The sequence below is a fragment of the Microbacterium sp. 4-7 genome (assembly GCF_014332665.1).
Taxonomy (GTDB): Bacteria; Actinomycetota; Actinomycetes; order Actinomycetales; family Microbacteriaceae; genus Microbacterium.
Map to the genome: position 1 here is coordinate 254,140 of NZ_MCRH01000006.1, position 20,692 is coordinate 274,831.

At 66.8% G+C, this 20,692-nt stretch carries 15 protein-coding genes and 1 pseudogene; 13 read left to right on the forward strand and 3 right to left on the reverse strand.

What is annotated here, in order from left to right; genetic code table 11:
- Positions 1-8: 8 nt before the first annotated feature.
- From BEP68_RS13670 to BEP68_RS13705, 8 genes and pseudogenes are all read left to right on the forward strand, one after another.
- Positions 9-500, forward strand: coding sequence for a hypothetical protein (locus tag BEP68_RS13670; protein ID WP_187250312.1), 492 nt, complete (start codon positions 9-11; stop codon positions 498-500).
- A gap of 59 nt (positions 501-559) precedes the next feature.
- Positions 560-1,207 carry a hypothetical protein gene (locus BEP68_RS13675; RefSeq protein WP_053099216.1) on the forward strand — a complete coding sequence of 216 codons (648 nt, stop codon included), beginning with the start codon at positions 560-562 and terminating at the stop codon, positions 1,205-1,207.
- A 220-nt stretch (positions 1,208-1,427) separates the two neighbouring features.
- The gene (gene rpsL / locus BEP68_RS13680) at positions 1,428-1,796 is read left to right on the forward strand and encodes a 30S ribosomal protein S12 (protein ID WP_013584051.1); all 369 of its coding nucleotides are present in this window, start codon (positions 1,428-1,430) and stop codon (positions 1,794-1,796) included.
- A 5-nt stretch (positions 1,797-1,801) separates the two neighbouring features.
- Positions 1,802-2,272, forward strand: coding sequence for a 30S ribosomal protein S7 (gene rpsG / locus BEP68_RS13685; RefSeq protein WP_050722490.1), 471 nt, complete (start codon positions 1,802-1,804; stop codon positions 2,270-2,272).
- Between the two features lie 85 nt (positions 2,273-2,357).
- Positions 2,358-4,478 (forward strand): elongation factor G, encoded by a 2,121-nt coding sequence (gene fusA, locus BEP68_RS13690; protein ID WP_053097509.1) that lies wholly within the window; start codon positions 2,358-2,360, stop codon positions 4,476-4,478.
- Between the two features lie 148 nt (positions 4,479-4,626).
- Entirely contained in the window at positions 4,627-5,817 is a 1,191-nt protein-coding gene (tuf, locus tag BEP68_RS13695; protein WP_053097508.1) for an elongation factor Tu, read from the forward strand.
- Between the two features lie 183 nt (positions 5,818-6,000).
- Positions 6,001-6,663 carry a VanZ family protein gene (locus BEP68_RS13700; RefSeq protein WP_187250313.1) on the forward strand — a complete coding sequence of 221 codons (663 nt, stop codon included), beginning with the start codon at positions 6,001-6,003 and terminating at the stop codon, positions 6,661-6,663.
- A gap of 169 nt (positions 6,664-6,832) precedes the next feature.
- Positions 6,833-8,104: pseudogene (locus tag BEP68_RS13705) on the forward strand (polysaccharide pyruvyl transferase family protein); the annotation flags it as partial.
- 71 nt (positions 8,105-8,175) lie between these two features.
- Here BEP68_RS13705 and BEP68_RS18445 read toward each other — a convergent pair.
- On the reverse strand, positions 8,176-8,277 hold the full coding sequence (locus BEP68_RS18445; protein ID WP_350223955.1) for a hypothetical protein: 102 nt from the start codon (positions 8,275-8,277) through the stop codon (positions 8,176-8,178).
- Positions 8,278-8,435: 158 nt separating this feature from the next.
- Here BEP68_RS18445 and BEP68_RS13710 point away from each other — a divergent pair, with 158 nt between their 5' ends.
- From BEP68_RS13710 to BEP68_RS13730, 5 genes are read left to right on the forward strand one after another with little or no spacing between them, the layout of a single operon-like run.
- On the forward strand, positions 8,436-9,575 hold the full coding sequence (locus BEP68_RS13710) for a GSCFA domain-containing protein (RefSeq protein ID WP_187250315.1): 1,140 nt from the start codon (positions 8,436-8,438) through the stop codon (positions 9,573-9,575).
- Between the two features lie 4 nt (positions 9,576-9,579).
- Positions 9,580-10,365 carry a hypothetical protein gene (locus BEP68_RS13715; protein ID WP_187250316.1) on the forward strand — a complete coding sequence of 262 codons (786 nt, stop codon included), beginning with the start codon at positions 9,580-9,582 and terminating at the stop codon, positions 10,363-10,365.
- A complete protein-coding gene (locus tag BEP68_RS13720; protein WP_187250317.1) occupies positions 10,362-11,954 on the forward strand; it encodes a polysaccharide pyruvyl transferase family protein in 1,593 nt (530 codons plus the stop codon). Before BEP68_RS13715 ends, BEP68_RS13720 begins: the two co-directional genes overlap by 4 nt.
- Positions 11,951-13,042 (forward strand): glycosyltransferase family 4 protein, encoded by a 1,092-nt coding sequence (locus BEP68_RS13725; RefSeq protein WP_056279715.1) that lies wholly within the window; start codon positions 11,951-11,953, stop codon positions 13,040-13,042. The genes BEP68_RS13720 and BEP68_RS13725 overlap by 4 nt, the downstream gene beginning before the upstream one ends.
- Positions 13,039-15,864 (forward strand): glycosyltransferase family 2 protein, encoded by a 2,826-nt coding sequence (locus tag BEP68_RS13730; protein WP_187250318.1) that lies wholly within the window; start codon positions 13,039-13,041, stop codon positions 15,862-15,864. Before BEP68_RS13725 ends, BEP68_RS13730 begins: the two co-directional genes overlap by 4 nt.
- Positions 15,865-15,947: 83 nt before the next feature.
- Here BEP68_RS13730 and BEP68_RS13735 read toward each other — a convergent pair whose 3' ends face one another.
- Positions 15,948-18,323 carry a glycosyltransferase gene (locus BEP68_RS13735; protein WP_187250319.1) on the reverse strand — a complete coding sequence of 792 codons (2,376 nt, stop codon included), beginning with the start codon at positions 18,321-18,323 and terminating at the stop codon, positions 15,948-15,950.
- A gap of 11 nt (positions 18,324-18,334) precedes the next feature.
- A complete protein-coding gene (locus BEP68_RS13740) occupies positions 18,335-20,680 on the reverse strand; it encodes a glycosyltransferase (protein ID WP_187250320.1) in 2,346 nt (781 codons plus the stop codon).
- Between the last annotated feature and the right edge of the window lie 12 nt (positions 20,681-20,692).

Genomic DNA, 20,692 nt, shown 5'->3' on the forward strand with positions numbered 1-20,692 from the left:
TCACGAACATGTCATCGCCGAACCCCCGTGGACCCGCGTCCCCGGGGGTTTCGGCCATCCTGGCTCTGGTTCTCGCCACGATCAGCTTCTTCGCCCTGGCGGTGTTCGGCCTCGGCGCGCTGAGCGTGGCCACCGACCGGGACATCATCGCCGTCCCTGGCCTGGGGCAGGTGCCGGGAGCGGTCGGGATGCTCGCGGCGGTGGTGGCGTTCGCGCTGTCGCTCTGGGGGTCGCTGCGGCGATCGCATCCGTCGTTCCTCGCGGCGCCCGCCGTCGCGCTGGCCACGGCGCTCGCGCACCTGGTCGTCCTCTGGATCGCGGTCGCGGTCGCGAGCGGTGACCTGATCGTCGCGACGGTCGTCGCGGGCGATCTCGTCCGTGGCGGGGCGAGCGCGGTGCTGTTGGCCGCCGGGGCCATCGCCGCCTGGGGCGGCATCGCGCTGCGCCGCACGCGCGCGCAGCAGCCGCAGTGGCCGTGGGAGCGCGACGACGAGGAATGACGCCCCGCCGTCGAGACGAAATCTCGGCAGCAGCGGTGCACGCGCCGTACGCTCTACGTGTGGAGCGCTCGTTGGAGACGCAGGTCGACCAGGCCGTCGAGGCCTGGTTGCGGTGGGTGCCGCGCTGGGAGCCGGCGACGCATCGTGGTCGGGTCGCGCCCTGTCGGCGTTGCCTGGGCTCGCCGATCCTGTCGGCGGCGGGCATCGGCTCGAACACGCCGCACGGCGTGCAGCACGGCCTCTCGACTCGGATCAAGACGATCGTCGACCATGCCGTGGCCGAGTACACCGCAAGAAACCTCCCGATGCTCCAGCGCGAGCTCGACCAGCAGGCCGCACGGAACCGGGCGCGCAGCTACCGTCCGGCCGACGGGCTGGATCCGGAGTTCGACGGACTCCCGCTCGATCCTGAGCCGGTCCCCGGTGCGCCGTTCCTCTTCACGATCGCGGGACTGGCGGACGAGGCGGTCGACGATCTGCCGCCGTTGCCGCCGCTGAGCGACGAGGCGAAGGTGGCGCTGCGACAGGAGGTGGCCCTCGCCGACGAGTACGCGAACATGGTCGGCCGTGAGATCTGCGGCATCCTGCTGCGCCACCGCATCTACATCCAGGCCGCGATCTCGCAGCATGTCGAGCCGCAGATCGAGGCGCTGCTCGCCGAGCTCACCGATTCGCTCGACTCCCCGTTCGACTCGGACCAGGCCTAGCGACCGCCGCTGAGCGGCCTTCATTTGACCACCACGTTACGCGGCATTACACTTGATCAGGTGTGTGCACGTCTCGACGTGCGCGCTGGGCGTCGGCACCATGCCGGTCCGCCCCCACGGCATACCCACCACCACAAAGGCTCGTCGATTCCGGCGTGCCGGTGGGTCACTGATGTGAAACCCATCACGCTGTCACCGTGCAGCATTATGAGGAGAGAACGTGCCAACCATTCAGCAGTTGGTTCGCAAGGGTCGCTCGCCCAAGGTCTCGAAGACCAAGGCGCCTGCACTCAAGTCGAACCCGCAGCAGGCCGGGGTCTGCACCCGCGTCTACACCACCACCCCGAAGAAGCCGAACTCGGCGATGCGCAAGGTCGCTCGTGTGAAGCTCCGCAACGGCACCGAGGTCACCGCCTACATCCCTGGTGAGGGTCACAACCTCCAGGAGCACTCGCTGGTGCTCGTCCGTGGAGGCCGTGTCAAGGACCTCCCCGGTGTCCGTTACAAGATCGTCCGTGGCGCCCTGGACACCCAGGCCGTCAAGAACCGTAAGCAGGCTCGCAGCCGCTACGGCGCAAAGAAGGGCTGAGTCCAATGCCTCGTAAGGGTCCCGCCCCCAAGCGTCCCGTCGTCAACGACCCGGTATACGGCGCTCCGATCGTCAGCCAGCTGGTCAACAAGATCCTGGTCGACGGCAAGAAGTCCCTCGCCGAGTCGATCGTCTACAACGCCCTCCGTGGCGTCGAGGCGAAGAACGGTCAGGACGCCGTCGCCACTCTGAAGAAGGCGCTCGACAACGTGCGCCCGACTCTCGAGGTCAAGAGCCGCCGCGTCGGTGGCTCGACCTACCAGGTTCCGGTCGAGGTCAAGCCGCACCGCGCGAACACCCTCGCGCTGCGCTGGCTCGTCAGCTACGCCAAGGGTCGTCGTGAGAAGACGATGACCGAGCGTCTCCAGAACGAGATCCTCGACGCGTCGAACGGTCTCGGTGCAGCGGTCAAGCGCCGCGAGGACACGCACAAGATGGCCGAGTCGAACCGCGCGTTCGCTCACTACCGCTGGTAAACAGCTTCGCCCGCCCCCGATCACACATCGGGGGCGGGCACCCCCCTCTTCGCAGTACGACTGCACAAAAGATAAGGACACTCCTGTGGCACAAGACGTGCTCACCGACCTGAGCAAGGTTCGGAACATCGGCATCATGGCTCACATCGATGCTGGCAAGACCACCACGACCGAGCGCATCCTGTTCTACACGGGCGTCAACCACAAGCTCGGCGAGACCCACGACGGTGCCTCGACCACCGACTGGATGGAGCAGGAGAAGGAGCGCGGCATCACGATCACGTCTGCCGCCGTGACCTGCTACTGGAACAAGAACCAGATCAACATCATCGACACCCCCGGTCACGTGGACTTCACGGTCGAGGTGGAGCGCTCGCTCCGCGTCCTCGACGGTGCTGTCGCCGTCTTCGACGGCAAGGAGGGCGTCGAGCCCCAGTCCGAGACCGTGTGGCGTCAGGCCGACAAGTACAACGTCCCCCGCATCTGCTTCGTCAACAAGATGGACAAGCTCGGCGCGGACTTCTACTTCACCGTCGACACCATCATCAACCGCCTCGGCGCCAAGCCGCTGGTCATCCAGCTGCCCATCGGTGCGGAGAACGACTTCATCGGCGTCGTCGACCTCGTCGAGATGCGCGCGCTCGTCTGGGCGGGTGACTCCAAGGGTGACGTCACCATGGGTGCCTCCTACGAGATCCAGGAGATCCCGGCCGACCTCAAGGAGAAGGCCGACGAGTACCGTCAGCAGCTTCTCGAGACCGTCGCCGAGACCGACGACGCGCTGCTCGAGAAGTTCTTCGGTGGCGAAGAGCTGACCGTCGCCGAGATCAAGGGCGCGATCCGCAAGCTCACCGTGGCTTCCGAGATCTACCCGGTCCTCTGCGGTTCCGCGTTCAAGAACCGTGGCGTGCAGCCGATGCTGGATGCCGTCGTCGACTACCTCCCGAACCCGCTCGACGTGGGCTCGATCGAGGCGCACGACCCCAAGGACTACGACACGATCATCGAGCGTCACCCCGACGCGAAGGACCCGTTCGCGGCTCTCGCGTTCAAGGTCGCCGTGCACCCGTTCTTCGGTCGCCTGACCTACGTCCGCGTCTACTCGGGACAGCTCGACTCCGGCGCTGCGGTCATCAACTCGACCAAGGGCAAGAAGGAGCGCATCGGGAAGATCTTCCAGATGCACGCCAACAAGGAGATCCCGGTTCCCTCGGTCACCGCCGGCAACATCTACGCCGTCATCGGTCTGAAGGACACCACCACCGGTGACACCCTCACCGACCCGGCCTCGCCGGTCGTCCTCGAGTCGATGACGTTCCCCGAGCCCGTCATCGAGGTCGCGATCGAGCCGAAGACCAAGGCCGACCAGGAGAAGCTGGGTGTCGCCATCCAGAAGCTCGCTGAAGAGGACCCGACCTTCCGCACGGAGCTCAACCCCGAGACCGGTCAGACGACCATCAAGGGAATGGGCGAGCTGCACCTCGACATCCTCGTCGATCGCATGAAGCGCGAGTTCAACGTCGAGGCCAACGTCGGCAAGCCGCAGGTGGCGTACCGCGAGACGATCCGCAAGGGCGTCGAGAAGTACGACTACACGCACAAGAAGCAGACCGGTGGATCGGGTCAGTTCGCGAAGATCCAGTTCAACATCGAGCCGCTCGACCTCGACGACGAGAAGACGTACGAGTTCGTCAACGCGGTCACCGGTGGTCGCATCCCGCGCGAGTACATCGGCTCGATCGATGCCGGCTTCCAGGACGCGATGAACGTCGGCGTGCTCGCCGGATACCCCATCGTGGGTGTCAAGGCGACCATCGTCGATGGTGCTGCTCACGACGTCGACTCCTCGGAGATGGCGTTCAAGATCGCAGGATCGATGGGCATGAAGGAAGCCCTTCGTCGGGCGAACCCGGCGCTGCTCGAGCCGCTCATGGCGGTCGAGGTGCGTACTCCTGAGGAGTACATGGGCGACGTCATCGGCGACCTGAACTCGCGTCGTGGCCAGATCCAGTCGATGGAGGACGCCGCAGGCGTCAAGGTCGTCCGTGCACACGTCCCGCTGTCCGAGATGTTCGGCTACATCGGCGACCTGCGCTCGAAGACCTCGGGCCGCGCCGTCTACTCGATGGAGTTCAACAGCTACGCTGAGGTTCCCCGCGCTGTGGCCGACGAGATCGTCCAGAAGCACCAGGGCGGCGGCGAGTAACACTTTCCTGGGAGCCGGGTTCACGCCCGGCTCCCAGGTCCCCTACAACTTCACATTCCCTCTCTACTAAACTGAGAACCTAACCCGTAGAGATCCGGTCGCAATCCAGTGCCCGGTGACCTCTACACGACGTCCTGAGGAGGACCAAGTGGCTAAGGCCAAGTTCGAGCGGACCAAGCCGCACGTCAACATCGGAACCATCGGTCACGTCGACCACGGCAAGACCACGCTCTCCGCAGCGATCTCGAAGGTGCTTGCTGACAAGTACCCCTCCGACACGAACGTGCAGCGCGACTTCGCTTCCATCGACTCGGCGCCGGAAGAGCGCCAGCGTGGAATCACCATCAACATCTCGCACATCGAGTACGAGACCCCGAAGCGCCACTACGCGCACGTTGACGCTCCCGGCCACGCCGACTACGTCAAGAACATGATCACCGGTGCTGCTCAGATGGACGGCGCGATCCTCGTGGTCGCCGCCACCGACGGCCCGATGGCTCAGACGCGTGAGCACGTGCTGCTCGCCAAGCAGGTCGGCGTCCCCTACCTGCTCGTCGCACTGAACAAGGCCGACATGGTCGACGACGAGGAGATCCTGGAGCTCGTCGAGCTCGAGGTCTCCGAGCTGCTCGCCTCGCAGGGCTTCGCCGAGGACGCTCCTGTCGTCCGCGTCTCCGCTCTGAAGGCACTCGAGGGTGACGAGAAGTGGACCCAGTCCATCCTCGACCTCATGGAGGCCGTCGACAACAACGTTCCCGACCCCGTGCGCGACAAGGACAAGCCGTTCCTCATGCCCGTCGAGGACGTCTTCACGATCACCGGTCGTGGAACCGTCGTCACCGGCCGCGCCGAGCGTGGCACGCTGGCCATCAACTCCGAGGTCGAGATCGTCGGACTCCGTCCGACCGTCAAGACCACGGTCACGGGTATCGAGATGTTCCACAAGCAGCTCGACGAGGCATGGGCCGGCGAGAACTGTGGTCTCCTGCTCCGTGGCACGAAGCGTGAGGACGTCGAGCGCGGTCAGGTCATCGTCAAGCCGGGTTCGGTCACGCCGCACACCGACTTCGCCGGTACCGCGTACATCCTGTCCAAGGATGAGGGTGGGCGTCACAACCCGTTCTACACGAACTACCGCCCGCAGTTCTACTTCCGCACCACCGACGTCACCGGCGTCATCACGCTGCCCGAGGGCACCGAGATGGTCATGCCCGGCGACACCACCGACGTGACGGTCGAGCTGATCCAGCCGATCGCCATGGAGGAGGGCCTCGGCTTCGCCATCCGTGAGGGTGGACGCACCGTCGGCGCCGGTACGGTCACGAAGATCATCAAGTAAGCATCTGCTTTCTCGCACAGGGGTCGGGCCTTCGGGTCCGGCCCCTGTGTCGTACCCGGGGCAGTGGGCCTCGGGGCGGTTTCTCGGTGACTTCGCGGCGAGATGCGATCGACGATCGATAGCATGGCCCGAGCCTGTCCGCAGGCGTCGTCGCCCGGCCCCGGGCATGAGAGGAACGCGACCATGACACAGATCCACGTGGGACCGCCGCCTCCGCGAAGCCATGCGCGGCTGTGGATCTCGACGCTGCTGCTCATCGTCTACTCCGCCTTCGTGCTGCTGGTGACGATGTGGCCGCAGCCCGAGCAGCTCGAGTTCGACAGCATCGCCGGGCGCGTGCTCCGCGCACTGCACAACCTCGGGGTGCCCGAGCGGTTCGGCTACAACGAGCTGGAGTTCGTCGCCAACATCGGCATGTTCGTGCCGCTCGGATTCCTGCTCGGACTCGCGCTCGCGCGCAAGGCCTGGTGGCTCGCGATCTTCCTGCTGCCGGCTTTCTCCGGAGCGATCGAGTTCACGCAGGGCATCGCCCTGGACGAGCGCGTGTCGACCGTTCTCGACGTGCTGTCGAACACGGTCGGCGGGTACCTGGGGCTGCTGCTCGCGATGATCCTGAGGGCGATGATCCACGCCAGAGATCGCACCATGATCGAACGCGAGCTCTGGGAGCGTCGCGCTGCCGCCGCCGAACTGCAGCGCCAGAATGCGGCTCGAGCGGCTGCTCGCTCGTCCGAGGGCGCACGGCAGGCTGCGGTGTGGGCGGAGGAGCCCGACCCGGTGACCCGCGTCTTGGACGCGGACTTCTGGGAGACGGGCGACGCTCCTACGGTGCGGATCCCTGTCTGAGGCGCGAGCAGGCGTCAGGTCGAGTCGTCGGAAATCTCGGACGGTCACCGTTCTGACCGATATTCTCCAGGACTGTAGGCTGATCACAGCCGTATCCGGTGCAGCCGCGCCACCCCCTGACCGTCGATCGAAGTTGCTGGCCCGCGCCCGTGGGCTCTGAAGGAGTTTTATGTCCCGCTACACGGGTCGCGATATCGCGTCTGCCGCCGTGTTCCTCGTGGGGGGCAGCATCGCCGCCACCCTCGCGCTCGTGGGGTTGACCGACTGGGCGGTCGCCGTGGTCGCCATCCTGGCTGCACTGATCGGCGTGTTCGCCCAGCTTCAGTTCGCCAGTCGACGAGGCGCCATCCGCCGGCTGGGCCAGCTCTCCCGCTCGGCCCGCACCGCAGCGGATCAGACGGCGGACGTCGCACGAGGTCTCGTCTCCGACATCTCACTCAGCCGGAGGGAACTCTCAGCTGTGAAGTCGGAGGTGGCCGGCGTGCACAGCGAGCTCGCCGCGCTGTGCGAGTCTCTCGAGAAGCAGGTCGCGTCCGCCGCGCCCGCGCTCCCGAAAGCGAGCGAGCAGCGGACAGCGAAGGCCGTCACCGCACCGGCCCCTGTCGCCACGAAGCAGGTCAGTGCCCAGACCTCGGCGACCAAGAAGTCGATCGGACTCGTCGGATTCTTCGGTCACGGCAACTACGGTGATGAGCTGTTCGTCGATGTCTTCCAGCAGTTCCTCGCTCCGACGTTCGACATCCAGATCATCCCTGACCTCGAGCGCCAGCCCTACTTCAGCCGTCCCGTGGAGGAGAAGGTCGCTGAGGTCGATGCCATCGTGATGGGCGGCGGCGATCTCGTCCAGCAGTGGAACACCGACCCGCGCTACTTCGATCGCACCTACCTCCAGAAGCCGTTCTACGTGGCCGGAGTGGGAGTGCCGATCTATCACGGCTCCGAGAAGCACAAGGAGAAGCCGCACATCATCAACCGTCTGCGGAGCTTCTTCGGCCACGAGAACGTTCAGCTGATCGGGATGCGCGACGATTTCGGTGCGAACTGGATCCGCGAGAAGCTCGAGCCCACCGCACCGGTGACGAGTGAGCCGGACATCGTCTGCTCGCTCGACCTGCCCGAGGTGACGAAGCCCGCAGGGCAGCCCATTCTCGGAATCGTCACGCGCCAGCGGCGCGTCGACACGCCTGACGACTACACGAAGCTCGAAGAGCTGGCCGCACACGCGAAGCGGCGTGGATTCCGCATTCGTCACATCATCCTCGGCACGGGTTCGGTGGGCGAGCGCGACTTCGCGAACGCTCCGGCGCTTCAGGTCGAGGACAAGGAGGTCGTGCACTCCGAGGACCTCGACGTCCTGACCCGCGCGATCGGCGAGTGCACCGTGCTCGCGAGCATGAAGTTCCACGGGACAGTCGTCGCGACCATGTACGGCGTGCCGTCGATCGTCCTGGTGCCCACGAACAAGAACCGCGCGTTCATGGAGCGCATCGGGCGGAGCGAGCTCGTCGCGGCTCACCACTCCGACAAGCTGATCGAGATCTTCGGTGAGACAGGCCCCGCTCCGATCGATCCGCAGCAGGTGGCTATGCTGCGCGAGAGGTCCACGGCCTTCATGAACCGTCTCCGCGACCAGCTGATCGAGGAAGTCGAGCACTCCGGCTCCGCGTGACATGAGGCGCGCACGGCCCAGGATCGAAGGTCGGGTCCATCCCGACGTCGGCCCTGGGCCGAGCGAAATGGCAGTAGAGGATATCGGGGGAGATGGATATCAGATGAGCACCGAATCACAGTCAGGCACACCGGTCGCGCGATCGCCCTACCGGGGGCGGCCTGGTCGTACTTTCTGGAAGAAGTCCATCTCGGGTCGAGATGTCACCGACCTGCAGGGCATCTACACGAAGAAGTTCGAGATCGATCCGAGCTCCTCCGTGGCTACCGCGGGCAGCTGTTTCGCACAGCACATCTCCCGGTACCTGCGCGGGGCCGGCTACAACGTCGTGGACGCCGAGCCCGGACCCGGCAACGTCGATGTCGAACTGCTGCGGGAGCACGGCTACGGCGTCTACTCCGCCCGCTACGGCAACATCTACTTCGTCCGGCAACTGCTGCAGCTCGCCCAGGAGGCGTTCTTCGGCTCCGTGCGCGAGGACATCGCCTGGCAGCGGGGCGATCGCTGGTTCGACGCACTCCGTCCTGCCGTCGAGCCCGAGGGCCTCGCCAGTGCTGCACACGTGGAACGACAGCGCGCCGAGCACATCGTCGCAGTGAGATCGGTCCTCACGGACTCCGATGTCCTCGTCTTCACTCTGGGGCTCACGGAGGGATGGGAGGATGTCCGATCCGGAACGATCTACCCGACCGCTCCCGGCACCATCGCGGGCGATTACGATCCTGACCGTTACCGGTTCCACAATTTCACCGTCTCCGAGATCGTGCAGGACTTCACCGAGTTCCGCACCCTCGTGCGGACCGTGAACCCCGGCATCAAGTTCCTGCTGACGGTGTCGCCCGTCCCGCTCGCCGCGACCGCAACCGACGACAACGTCCTGGTCGCCACCACCTACTCCAAAGCCGTACTGCGTGCAGCGGCGGGGATGCTGGCATCGGAATTCGATGACATCGACTACTTCCCGTCCTACGAGATCGTCACCTCCCACGCGCCCGGCAATGAGCCGTTCGACGAGACCGGGCGAAACGTGCGGCCCGAGACTGTCGAGAAGGTGATGGCCTACTTCCTGTCCGAGCATGTGGCGCGAGGCGCCGAGGCGGACGCGGATGCCGGACACCAGGTCGCCCCTCCGGCGTCCCCCGAGGCCGCCGGCCGAAATCCGAAGTCGGCCGACTATGAGGCCGTCGACGAGCGCGTCTTCTGCGAGGAAGCGATTCTGGAGGCTTTCGCCGATGAGGATTGAATTCGTGGGGAACTCCCACCTGGGAACCATCGCGCCCGCGCTGACGAAGGCGCGGGGCGATCGAGATGTCGCGCACTTCATCTCGCGAACGTACGGGACTGTCGATGCGGTCGTCGTCAGCGACTCGGGCACGGTCGAGCTCCCTTTCATCAAGCTGGAGGATCCGCCGCGATACGGCGCGGAGATCGATGTGCGACGCGCCGACGCCGTCGTCGCGGTCGGCCTCAACTTCTCCTTGGTCCAGATGGTCAAGCTGTGGCAGAGCTTCGCTCCCGTCGACGCCGTCGGAGACTACGGAGTGCCGTCGCTCAGCGATGCGGTCTGGAACGCGTATGTCGATGCGGCGTTCGACCAGATCTTCATGGCGCGCCTCACCCGACTGCTGGTGGACGTCGGAGCCGCGCAGGTGATCGTGATTCCGCAACCTGCTCCCGCGGAGTGGGTGTCTTCGAGAGACGGCGAGAAGTTCGCACTGTACGGGCGCCTGGCGTCGAGCGGCGACTGGAACAGAGTGCGCTCGGACTTCGCGCGACAGGTGCGTCGGCTCGAGGACGAGGGTGTGCGGGTGTTCTCGCAGCCCGGCCCGACTCTCACCGCCGACGGTTTCACCGAGAACGTCTACGCGATGGGCGATCCCTCCGACACCGGAGCCGATTCGTTCTATTCCCGTGGAGATTTCTACCACATGAACAGGTCTTTCGCTGCCGCCCTCGCGACCGGATTCTACGATTGGCTCGGTGAGCCGGGCCAATCGCCGGCGAGTGGCGACCCGATGAAGGCAGGATCGTGACAGCCACGAGCGGAGCTCTGCTGACCCGTCTCGGAGGCATCGACGTCCTCTCGTGGAACCCGCTGCGAACGGCCGAGGGCGAACCCGGCGGCCGTCTGGTCAACAACTTCGGAGATCTGCTCGGACCTCTGCTGGTGGAGCGGATACTCGGTGACCTGAGCATGAGGGCGTCTTCGACGGAGTCCTCCGAGGCGCCGGTGCTGATCACGATCGGTTCGGTGCTTCACTTCGCACCGGAGGGCGCGGTCGTCTGGGGCACCGGGGTGAACTTCAAACTCGCATCCAAGCTGCCGCCCCACTTCGAGACGCTCGACATCCGCAGCGTTCGGGGTCCCCACTCCGCCCGTCTCATCACGGCCAAGGGGGGCAGGGTGCCGGCCGTGTTCGGCGATCCTGCGCTTCTGCTCCCGCGGTTCATGCCGGAGCTGAGAAGCTGGGGCCGTACCGGAGCGGGCGGGATGCTCATCGCCCCGAACCTCAACGACTTCGCGGAGATGTCGCAGACCGCGACCTCGCTCGGCTACACAGTGCTCGATCCGAGAGCGCCGTTGAACGCAGTGCTCCGGACGATCGCCGGGAGCGGCTTCGTCGTGGGGAGTTCGCTGCACGCCATCGCGATCGCGGATTCGCTCGGCATCCCGGCCCGCTTCGTGGTGTCCGCCGCCGAGGGAGCACTCAAGTACCGCGACTATCTGGCGGGAACCGGTCGGCCGCTCACGAGGATCTCGGGGGACATCTCCGCTGCCATCGACCTCGGCGGACACACGGCGCCGGACGTCGACCTCGACGCCCTGCTCTCCGCATTCCCACACGACCTGTGGGGTCGTGCATCGTCGTCAGCGCGACCCGCCGTCTTCGACGACCGTGACGTCATTCTCGCGGCGTGGGCCGACGTGGGTGTCGCGTCGGGACCCGACGAATCCGGGAGCCGTGACCACTTCGTGCAGGAGGTGTTCCCTCATGTCGTCGAGGCGGGCCGCGCCCTGATCGAGGGCGATGACGGGACGGTCCGCTCCGTGTCTCGTCGTGCATTCGACGGCAGCTTCGCGGAAGCGCACGCATACCGAATCGCGCTGGTGCCCGGACTCGAGCACACGGACCTGTCGACGGCCGATGCAGGCCTGCTCGCGGCGCTCGACGGAGGGGACCCCGACAGATTCCTCCGCGCACTCTGGCTCGAGCGCGAAGGGCCGCACGCACTGATGCGAGCTGTGCGCTCGGCTGAGGGGCTGCACGTCCTCTCGATAGCCCTGCGCGTGGGGACCCCCACCAACGAGGTGTCCGCCATCGAGGTGGTCTGTCAGGATGACGCCGGCAGGGAGAGCACCGCCGACCTGCCCGTCTTCGCGATGTACCACCGCCAATGGTCGATCGACCTCACCGCATCCGTCGCCATGGGCTCGGAGGTCGAGATCGATTCGGTCATCGTCCGCGTGACCCACGCGGACGGGTCATCCTCGCAGATCCCCGTCATGCGGGGGACCCAGGACCAGAGCACCCTCGTGGGGTACCCGTCGCTCGCGGACTCCGTGCCGTGGCGGGAAGCCGGTGCCGACATCAGTCTTCAGAATGGGACATTCACAGCGTGAGCGGAAAAATCCACGTCTTCCCCGCCTGGGCGCAGAATCCGTATCTGAACATGCTCTATGTCGGGGCACGCTCGGAAGGATGGCGCGTCGAGGGGTCCAAGACCATCGAGACGCTGGTCGACGCTCTGCCCGGCCTGACGGACGGCGACATCTTCCACATCCACTGGACGAGTCCCATCGTGAACTCGGACGGCACTCGTGACATCGCAGAGCGCTCCCTCAAGCGCTTCGCGGGGATCCTCCTGAGGCTGCGCAAGGCGGGCGTGCGGATCATCTGGACCGTCCACAACACGCTGGCTCACAACACCCCGTATCCGGACCTGGAGGTCAAGCTGGCGCGCCTCCTCGCGGAGCGCGCCGATCGGATCATCCAGCTGAACGCCAGCACCAGCGAGGCCGTCTCGGAGTTCTACGATCTCCCACCCGAGAAGATCGTCACCCTGAGGCACGCCAGCTATGCGGGTATCTACTCCGACCCGCCCTCCCAGGACCAGGCTCGTGAGCTTCTCGGGATACCGTCGTCCGCATCGGTGGTCGGATTCGTCGGGCAGATCCGCGGATACAAGGGCATCCCGACCCTGCTGCGCGCGGTGGGGAAGGCGTCATCCCACGTCGACGATCTCGTTCTGGTGCTCGCCGGGAAGACGGCACCCGAGGAGATCGCTCTGATCGAACGGGAGCTGCCGACGGGCGTGCCGACCGTGCGACGGCACTCGTTCATCAGCGACGCGAACATCTCGGCGTGGTTCGCGGCGTGCGACGTGCTGGTCTTCCCCTATGAGCGCGTGCTCAACTCCGGCAGCGTCCTGCTCTCGGCGACGTTCGCGCGACCGTGCATCCTGCCCGCCGAGCCTCATCTCATCGCGGAGTACGGCGCGCAGCCGTGGGTGACCTTCTACGACACCCGGCGCGATCCCGTGTCTGCCCTGGCGGACACGATCGCGGCTGCCTTCCCCGTGAGGGAGGACGTGCGAGCTGCGGCGACGCGATTCGCATCCGAATACTCGACGCTGCACATGGCCTGGGACTATGTGTCGATCATCGAGGACCTGACCGACTCTTCCACGCAGACCACGGAGGTGCCATGAACGAGGTCGCTGATCTGAGCGTGGTCGTCATCTTCCCCGAATCGCCCATGCATGTGAGCGACCTCCTGTGGTCGACCCTGCGAGAGGATTCCCCGACCCTGGACGTCGTCGTCGTCGTCGACGGGCGCAGCAGCCCGGACGTCGCCTCGGTCGTGCGCACGGCGGCGCGCTCTGATGCGCGTGTTCACGTGATCGACGCGGACAGCGCACGGGGGCGAAGCGCAGCGCTCGCCGCTGCTCTCGAGCGCTGCTCAGCCTCCTGGGTGACGGTCGCGGATGCCGACGGGCTCTCGATCCGGGGCGGCTACCGAGCCTTGGTCGCCAGCCTGCAGTCGTCCGGATCGGACATGGCTGTCGGAACCGCGGAGTCGATCGCCAAGCACCGCTACCGGATCGGTCGTGCGGTCGACGGCGCGCTCGACACGGACGCGACGAGCATCCTGCTGGAGGACCGGCCCGGCCTGGTCTCGGATGACATCCTGTGCGGCAAGGTGATGCGGCGCGATCTGATCCGTTCGCTCGTGCACGCGGAGGATCCGTGGCTCGAGGAGCTTCTCGTAGCCCGGCTGTATCTGGCTGCGGGCCGCGTCGATATCGTCTCGCGTTCCGTCGTCTTCTGCCGGGAACGTCCGAGCAAGAGCCCGGCTGCGCCGATGTCCTCACGCTGGGTCACGGACGAATCTCGCATCTGGGCTGCGCTCGCCGCTGCTCCGCTGGCAGTGCGCCAGTCGTATGCCCGCGAGGTGATCTCTCGTGACGTGCTGAACCCGAAAGCGCTCGATCTCCTCGCCGCCGGTCAGGAACGACCCGATGCGAAGGAGCTCGTCAACGATCTCGCGCGAGACCTCTCGACGACCTCGTTGTCGAATCTGACGATCTGGAAGCGCTGGCAGCTCGCGCTGATCGCGATGGGCCATGCTGCCCTGGTGGACGTCGCACGGCCCGATGGCCGCCCCATCGGGGTCGACGACGTGCCGAGCTTCGATTCGACCCCCCTTCTCGTCGACGCCTGGGCCCCGCTCGGGCTGCGCGGGGAGGAAGACCTCCGGGACGCGTTCATCGATCGATTCGTGTCGCGACCCGGGGCGACATCGGGGGACCCCGACACCGACTCCGATGCCATCGACATCTCCGTCATCATCCCCACCTACAACGTGGTCCACTACGTGGACGAGCTCCTCGAGAGCATCCGGGCCTCCGTGGGCGTCAGGATCGAGATCATCGTCGTCGACGACGGGTCGACCGACGGGACTCAGGACAGAGTCCTCGCGCATCAGCGCGCGGACCCCCGGGTGCGTCTGGTGAGGTCGCCCGGGGCGGGCGGCGGACAGGCGCGCGACGCCGGCATCGAGCTCGCCCGCGGAAAGTACCTCGCGTTCGCCGACGGTGATGACGTCGTCCCGCCACGCGCGTACGCGCACCTGCTGTCGCTCGCGCGCAGGTCGGATCCGGATGTCATCAACGGCAGCTATCTGAAGTTCTTCACGACCTCGACGTGGGACGCGGGCACCGGATTCAATCAGGCCTATGCGCTCCCTCTCGAGAACGTCACGATCGAGACCCACCCCCAGCTGGTCAGGCACCGGGCGGTGTGGAACCGTCTCATCCGGCGCGAGCACTGGCAGCAGACCGCATTCCCCTTTCCCGGGGTTCCGCGATCGAACGACATCGTCGCGATGACGAGCGTCCTCTTGAGCGCGCGATCGATCGCGGTGTCCCCGCTGCCGGCGTACGTCTACAGAGACCGTCCGGGCGGGGGCTCCATGACCTCGCGCGCGGGCTCGACGGATTACACGGTGAGCTACTTCAGCGAAGAGGCGACGTGCGCCGCGCTGGTCCAGCAACGAGAGTCGGCGCCGGTGACCCGCGAGTACTGGGCGATGGTGCTCAACGCCGACGCCTGGCAGAACATCGGCAAGTTCCTCGAGCGTCGCTCCGGCGACCGCGCCGAGGACCGTCGGGTCGCGGAACAGATCGCGAAGCTGCTCTCGCGTGCGCCCCGCAACGAGCTCCGCAGACTGAAAGCAGAGAACCAGGTCGTCTGGGCGCTCGCCGCGGACGGTCGATTCAACGAGGCGCGGATCATGCTGCGCGCCGAGAAGTCGGCATCCACGCTGAACGCCGACCAGCTCATCCGTGCGCTGTCGGCTGCCGAGGCGCTGCCGACGATCCCTCGGGCCACGATCGACAGCCTCTCACTGAAATACCTGATGCGCCGGTTCATCAGTGATCCGTCATGGCGGACCGATGCCTTCTCGCCGGCCCTGCCGGTGCTGCGGAGACGTCTTCTGGATCCGAACGTCCCCCTTGCTGTCGTTCCCCACAGTCTGGAAGAACGGCTCGCGGGTGCCATCGTCGAGTCAGATGACGTCGACCTCGCCCGGCAGTCGATCAGTCCTCCGTCCGCCGGCATCGCCGCCACGCTGAGAAGCGGGGCGCGGACCACGCTGTCAGGCGCGATGACGGGACTGCGACCCGGGGGAGTCACGCGTCTCGTCGCTCGACAGTACCGAGACCGGGATCGAGTCCGGTTCCCGATCCGCCACTTCGACTTCGACGATCGCACCTGGTCGGCAGAGATCTCCCCCGAGCTCTTCCCTCGGGCAGGGGTGTGGGTGATCGAGCTCGAGTATGAGGACTCACTCGGGATGCGCCGGTCGCCCCTGAAGATCGAAGAAGCGGCCAACCGGTTCTTCCCCGGTCGGTTCCAGCGCCTGACGGCGGCCAGCGCGGGCAAGAACCGCTCCATGATCCGTGTGAGGGACTCGATCGTCGAGCGGGTCGGTCACCGAGCGTCGCGCATCACGGGCAAGCGCGGCTGATCGGCAACCGCCGTCACCGACCCGGCGCGATGGCCGTCACCGACCCGCTGTGATGTCGATCATCGAACTCTCGCGACGGGGTGTCACGTGAGCGTGCGCTTGATCCTTCGAGCGATCGGACCCATCCAGGGAGCGACCTCGATGAGTCTTCTCGCTGCCGGAGCGGCACGCCGCGTGGCGCGCGCCCGCCACGTCGTCGCGACCCTCGCCGGCGTCCCGGGCGTGCTTCCGGCCACACCGCGAGAGCGCTGCGGCCCGGAGCGCTTCGCCGCGTGCTCCTCGGCGAAGGTGATGGAGAGGTCGATGAGCTGCCGGACGTCGTCGACTGTCGGTGAGGGTGACAGCTCGGACGGAAGCGCGCCCTCGACCAGCCGGCGATACAGCACCGCGAAATCGTGTGAGAGCTCTCGCTCGGCTGCGGCCAGCGACGCAGCCGACATGCGGGTGTAGACGTCGGCGTCGGCGACGACCTCGGCGATCTGTCGGGCGAGAGCCTCGACATCCCCCCAGCCTGTCTTCGCGACGCCCCCGTTTCCGTCGGTCACGGCCAACCACGGCAGGTCGTACATCGCGACCGGGAGACCCCGCGCCTGTGCCTCCGGGATCGTGAGGGGGTAGCCCTCGATGATGCTGGTGTTCACGAACAGATCGGACGAGTCGATGGCGGCACTGAGGGCGGCACCATGAAGCGGTCCCACCGCTTCGACGCGGTGCGCGAGGCGTCGCGCCTTCGCCATCCCGTTCAGCCGTGACGCCGTCATGTCGCGCCAGTCGGGGCCGATGATCCGGAGCCGGAAATCGACGCCCATCCGCTCGAGGTGCTCGGCGACGTCGATCAGCTCGCTCACCCTCTTGGTGCGTTGCTGCAGGCGGCCCCACCAGACCAGCTCGACGCGCCGCCCCGCAGGCGCGCGCCGCGGCGCGGTCGCGGTTCCGGCAGCGAGCAGGTTAGACGACGGCGGATTGGGAAGGTAGGACACACGCGGCATCCCTCGCAGCTTCCAGAACGCGACGTCGAGTGGCGAGAGAACGACGAGATGCGAGAGCAGCGCGAAGTATCGCGGTGCGGATTCGAGCCGATCGAGACCGAGCAGCAGCGATCGACCGGCGAAGTTGTGCGACCACCCGATCGTGGCGACACCCTCAGCGCGTGCCGCGAGCGCGAAGGCCTGCCACGACGGTGAGTACTGCCACTGGTGGTCGATCACGAGATCCACCTCGTGCTGCGTGCAGATCTCGGCCCACTGGGCGAGCGAGCCGCCCAGGGTGTCCGCCGACACCTCGGCGAAGCCGACGCCGGCCGGAAGGTTCGAGAGATCACTGCCCGGCTCGCGGGCCACGACCGTCACGCGGAAGCCGGAGTCGTGCAGCACCCGAGCCTGAGAGATCACGACGCCGGAGATTCCACCGGTGCGCAGATGGTTCGTTGCGAGGATGATGCTGTGCACCGGTCGAGCGACGAGCTCGATCGCGTCGCCGTAGGCGGCCAGCGTGTCCATCGCCTTCGGCCAGTGCAGGGCGGTCGACTGCACGATGTCGTGGGCGGACGCCCGAGTGTACAGGTCGGCGAACATCGCATCGCGCAGATCCGCACGTGTGTGCTCTGCCAGGTAGTGGGTGGTGTATCCGATGATGGCGCGTCGTACGGATGCGTAGGTCGAGAGCACGAGGTCAGGGTCGATGCTCGTGCCGGCGACCCGCAGAACGGCCGGCTCGATCGAATCGATGGATCGGATGGCTCCTGCGTAGAACGATGCGGTGCTGAGGTCGCGCACCTTCTGGCCGCTTCCGCCTCGCCCGAAGTGATAACGGTACAGGCGGTCCGGGATCGATTCGAAGCGAGCGGCCAGCGCCGCAGCGAGGAAGGAGATCGGCAGGTCGTTGACCCTCGGCAGCACCAGGTCTGCGGGCATGAGCGCATAGGCATCGGTGAGGAGGCGGGTACGGAACAGGTAGCGCCACAACTGCCCTTGGGCAGGGCGATCCAGCGGGAAGAGGCCGCGCAGGACATTGCTGCCTGTGAGAGTGGGGTGCTTCGGCTGCAGGCGTGACTCGAACGGCCCCCCGGTGCGCCCATCGAGACGCACGACCTCGACGCCGAACTGCACGAGATCAGCGCCGGTCTCCGTCGCCTTCTCGAGAGCTGCCCGGGCAGCCGTCTCCGCGAGTTCATCGTCTCCGTCGAGGAACAGCAGATGATCGGCCTTCGCCGCGAAGATCCCGACGCGACGAGCCTGGTACGCCGACGCGTTCTGCTGCTGGCGGATGAGTCGCACGCGCGAGTCCTGAGCGCTGTAGCGTTCGACGATCGCGGCGGTGTCGTCGGTCGACGCGTCGTCGACCACGATGACCTCGATCGCTGCCAGCGTCTGCCGAAGACAGCTGTCGAGAGCGGTGGCGATCACGTCGGCATCGTTGAAGACGGGGACGACGATCGAGACGAGGGGAGTCGCTTGCATGTGGTCTCTCGCTATCGGCGCAGCAATACGCGCTTGACTTTGTTCGCCGCCGGTCGAAGCCACGGAGCAGCATCGATGACGCGGTGGCCGATGGGGGTCAGCTTTCGCTCGAGACGCTCCCCGAACGTACGCGGCTGCGACCGAGGGCGGAGTGCTGCGGGCGCGAGCGCCGTCGACCGAGAGGGCGCCGCTCGTGGCGGCGGGGTGCTCCGCTCGGCGAAGAAGAGGAGCAGTTCGAGCACCTTGCGTCCGTCGTCGAGCGTGGGCTCGGGAGAGAGCTCCGCTGGAAGGCCACCATGCAGCAGCTGCTCGTAGAGCTGGGCGAAGTCGAACGAGGTGGCGTCAGTCGCGGCCAGGACGGAGGCTCTCGACATCGCTTCATACCGGGCCGGATCCGCGGCGACATCCGCGATCGCCTGGGCGAGCGACTCCGGATCCTGCTGCGCCGTGGTGACGACGCCGGCGTTGTCCTGGATGAGCGACAGCCACGGCAGGTCGTACATCGCGATCGGAAGACCGCGTGACTGTGCCTCGGGGAGGGTGAGAGGGTACCCCTCGATGATGCTCGTGTTGACGAAGATGTCCGACGAATCGATCACCTCGAGGAGATCCGATCCATGCCGAGGACCGGTGGGCTCGACGCGGTCGGCCACGCCTCGGGTCGCGGCCAGATCCCGCAGCCGATCCGCGCTCATGTCGGCCCAGTCCGGACCGACGATCCGCAGCCGGAAGTCGATCCCGAGCCGCTGGAGCGCCGCGGCCACCTCCACCAGCTGCGTGACCTTCTTGGTGTGCTCTTCCAACCGCCCCCACCAGACGAGCTCCAGCCGGCGACCCGCCGGCGCCGGCTTCCCGCTGCGCGGTTCGCCGACGGCGAGGAGGAACGGCGACGGCGGGTTCGGGAGGTAGCTCACGTGACGGATGCCGCGGAGCTTCCAGAACGCCACATCGAGCGGAGAGAGCACCACCAGGTGCGCGAGCGCGCTCAGATGGGTCTGGAGCAGCGTCTGGAGGTCGTTCCCGTTGTACGTGGGGCGGCCTGCGAAGTTGTGTATCCACCCGATGGTCGCCGACCCTGCCGAGCGGGCCGCGAGCGCGAACGAAGGCCAGTCGCGCGAATACAGGATGCGGTGGTCGATGACCACATCGACGGCGAAGCGTCGGCAGAACTGCGCCCACTGCGTTACGCGCTGACGTCGGCTCGTGCCGGTCAGTTGAACGAGCGTGGCGCCTTCGGGAACGAGCGATTCGGCGCTCCCGGGGCGATGCGTGACGATCGTCACCCGGTATCCGGCTCTGAGAAGGAACCGCGCCTGCGTGAGCAGCACACCCGAGACCCCGCCGGTGGTCAGCACATTGGTCGTCAGCAGCACGCTCCGCACCGGCGCGCGGCCGAGTTCGAGACGTTCCCCGTGCGCGACGAGCGCGGGGATCGCGTCGGGCGCGAAGGTCACGGCCGCCGCAATCAGGTCGAGGTCACCGACGCAGGATCGCAGCGTCTCGTGCGCGTGGGCCCGCGCCTCCGGCGGCAGCGCGGCGAAGGCGTCGAGTGCTTCCCCGATCGCGGTGAGATAGCCCGTGGTGTACCCGTCGAGCAGTGGCTCGGGGTCTGCGCTGTGTCGGGCCTTCTCCCGGACGGCCGGCTCGACGGCTTGCAACGACCTGACGTGGTGCATCGCTTGTTCGAGGCGCACCGGGTCAGCGGCGATGTCGCGCTGCTGCGATCGGCGCAGGTACTCGACCGTGCTGACCGCTCCATACGACTCCGCGGATGCGTAGGCCAGCAGCACGGCGCCCCGGTCGTCCATGAGCGGGCCGGAGTCGGTTGCGGACGTCGCGTAAGCCCGTCGCAGCAGGTCGGTCTGGAACAGGTGTCGCGAGGGCACGAGCTCGGCGACGGTGTCCCGGGGGACGAGGGCGCGGAGGATGTCGGGTCCGTGGAGAGGCCCCGACTCAGCCGGGTGCGTCTCGCCCTTGCGGTCATCGGGCGACGTCTGGACGGCGAATCCGACGAGCTGCGCCTGCGATTCCACGGCGCAGCGGTGAAGCCGCATCGCGGCGCCGCGAGCCACGGTGTCTCCCGGCTCGAGCAGCAGCACGTACGGCGCCGTCGCGGCTTCGACCCCCGCCCGCCGGAGCTGCGAGCGGGCGGAATCGGAAGGTCGGGTGATGGTGACGACACGCGGATCCGAGGTCGCCTCTGCGGAGACGAGTCCGGTTCCGTCGGGGAGCACGCAGACGATCTCGATCTGGGCGAGTGACTGGGTGAGACACGATCGAAGGCTGTGCGCGACGGAGTCTGCTTCTGCGTCGGCGGGGACGATGAAGGAGACGAGAGGAGTCGAAGGCGTCGGCATGAGAGTCGTCCG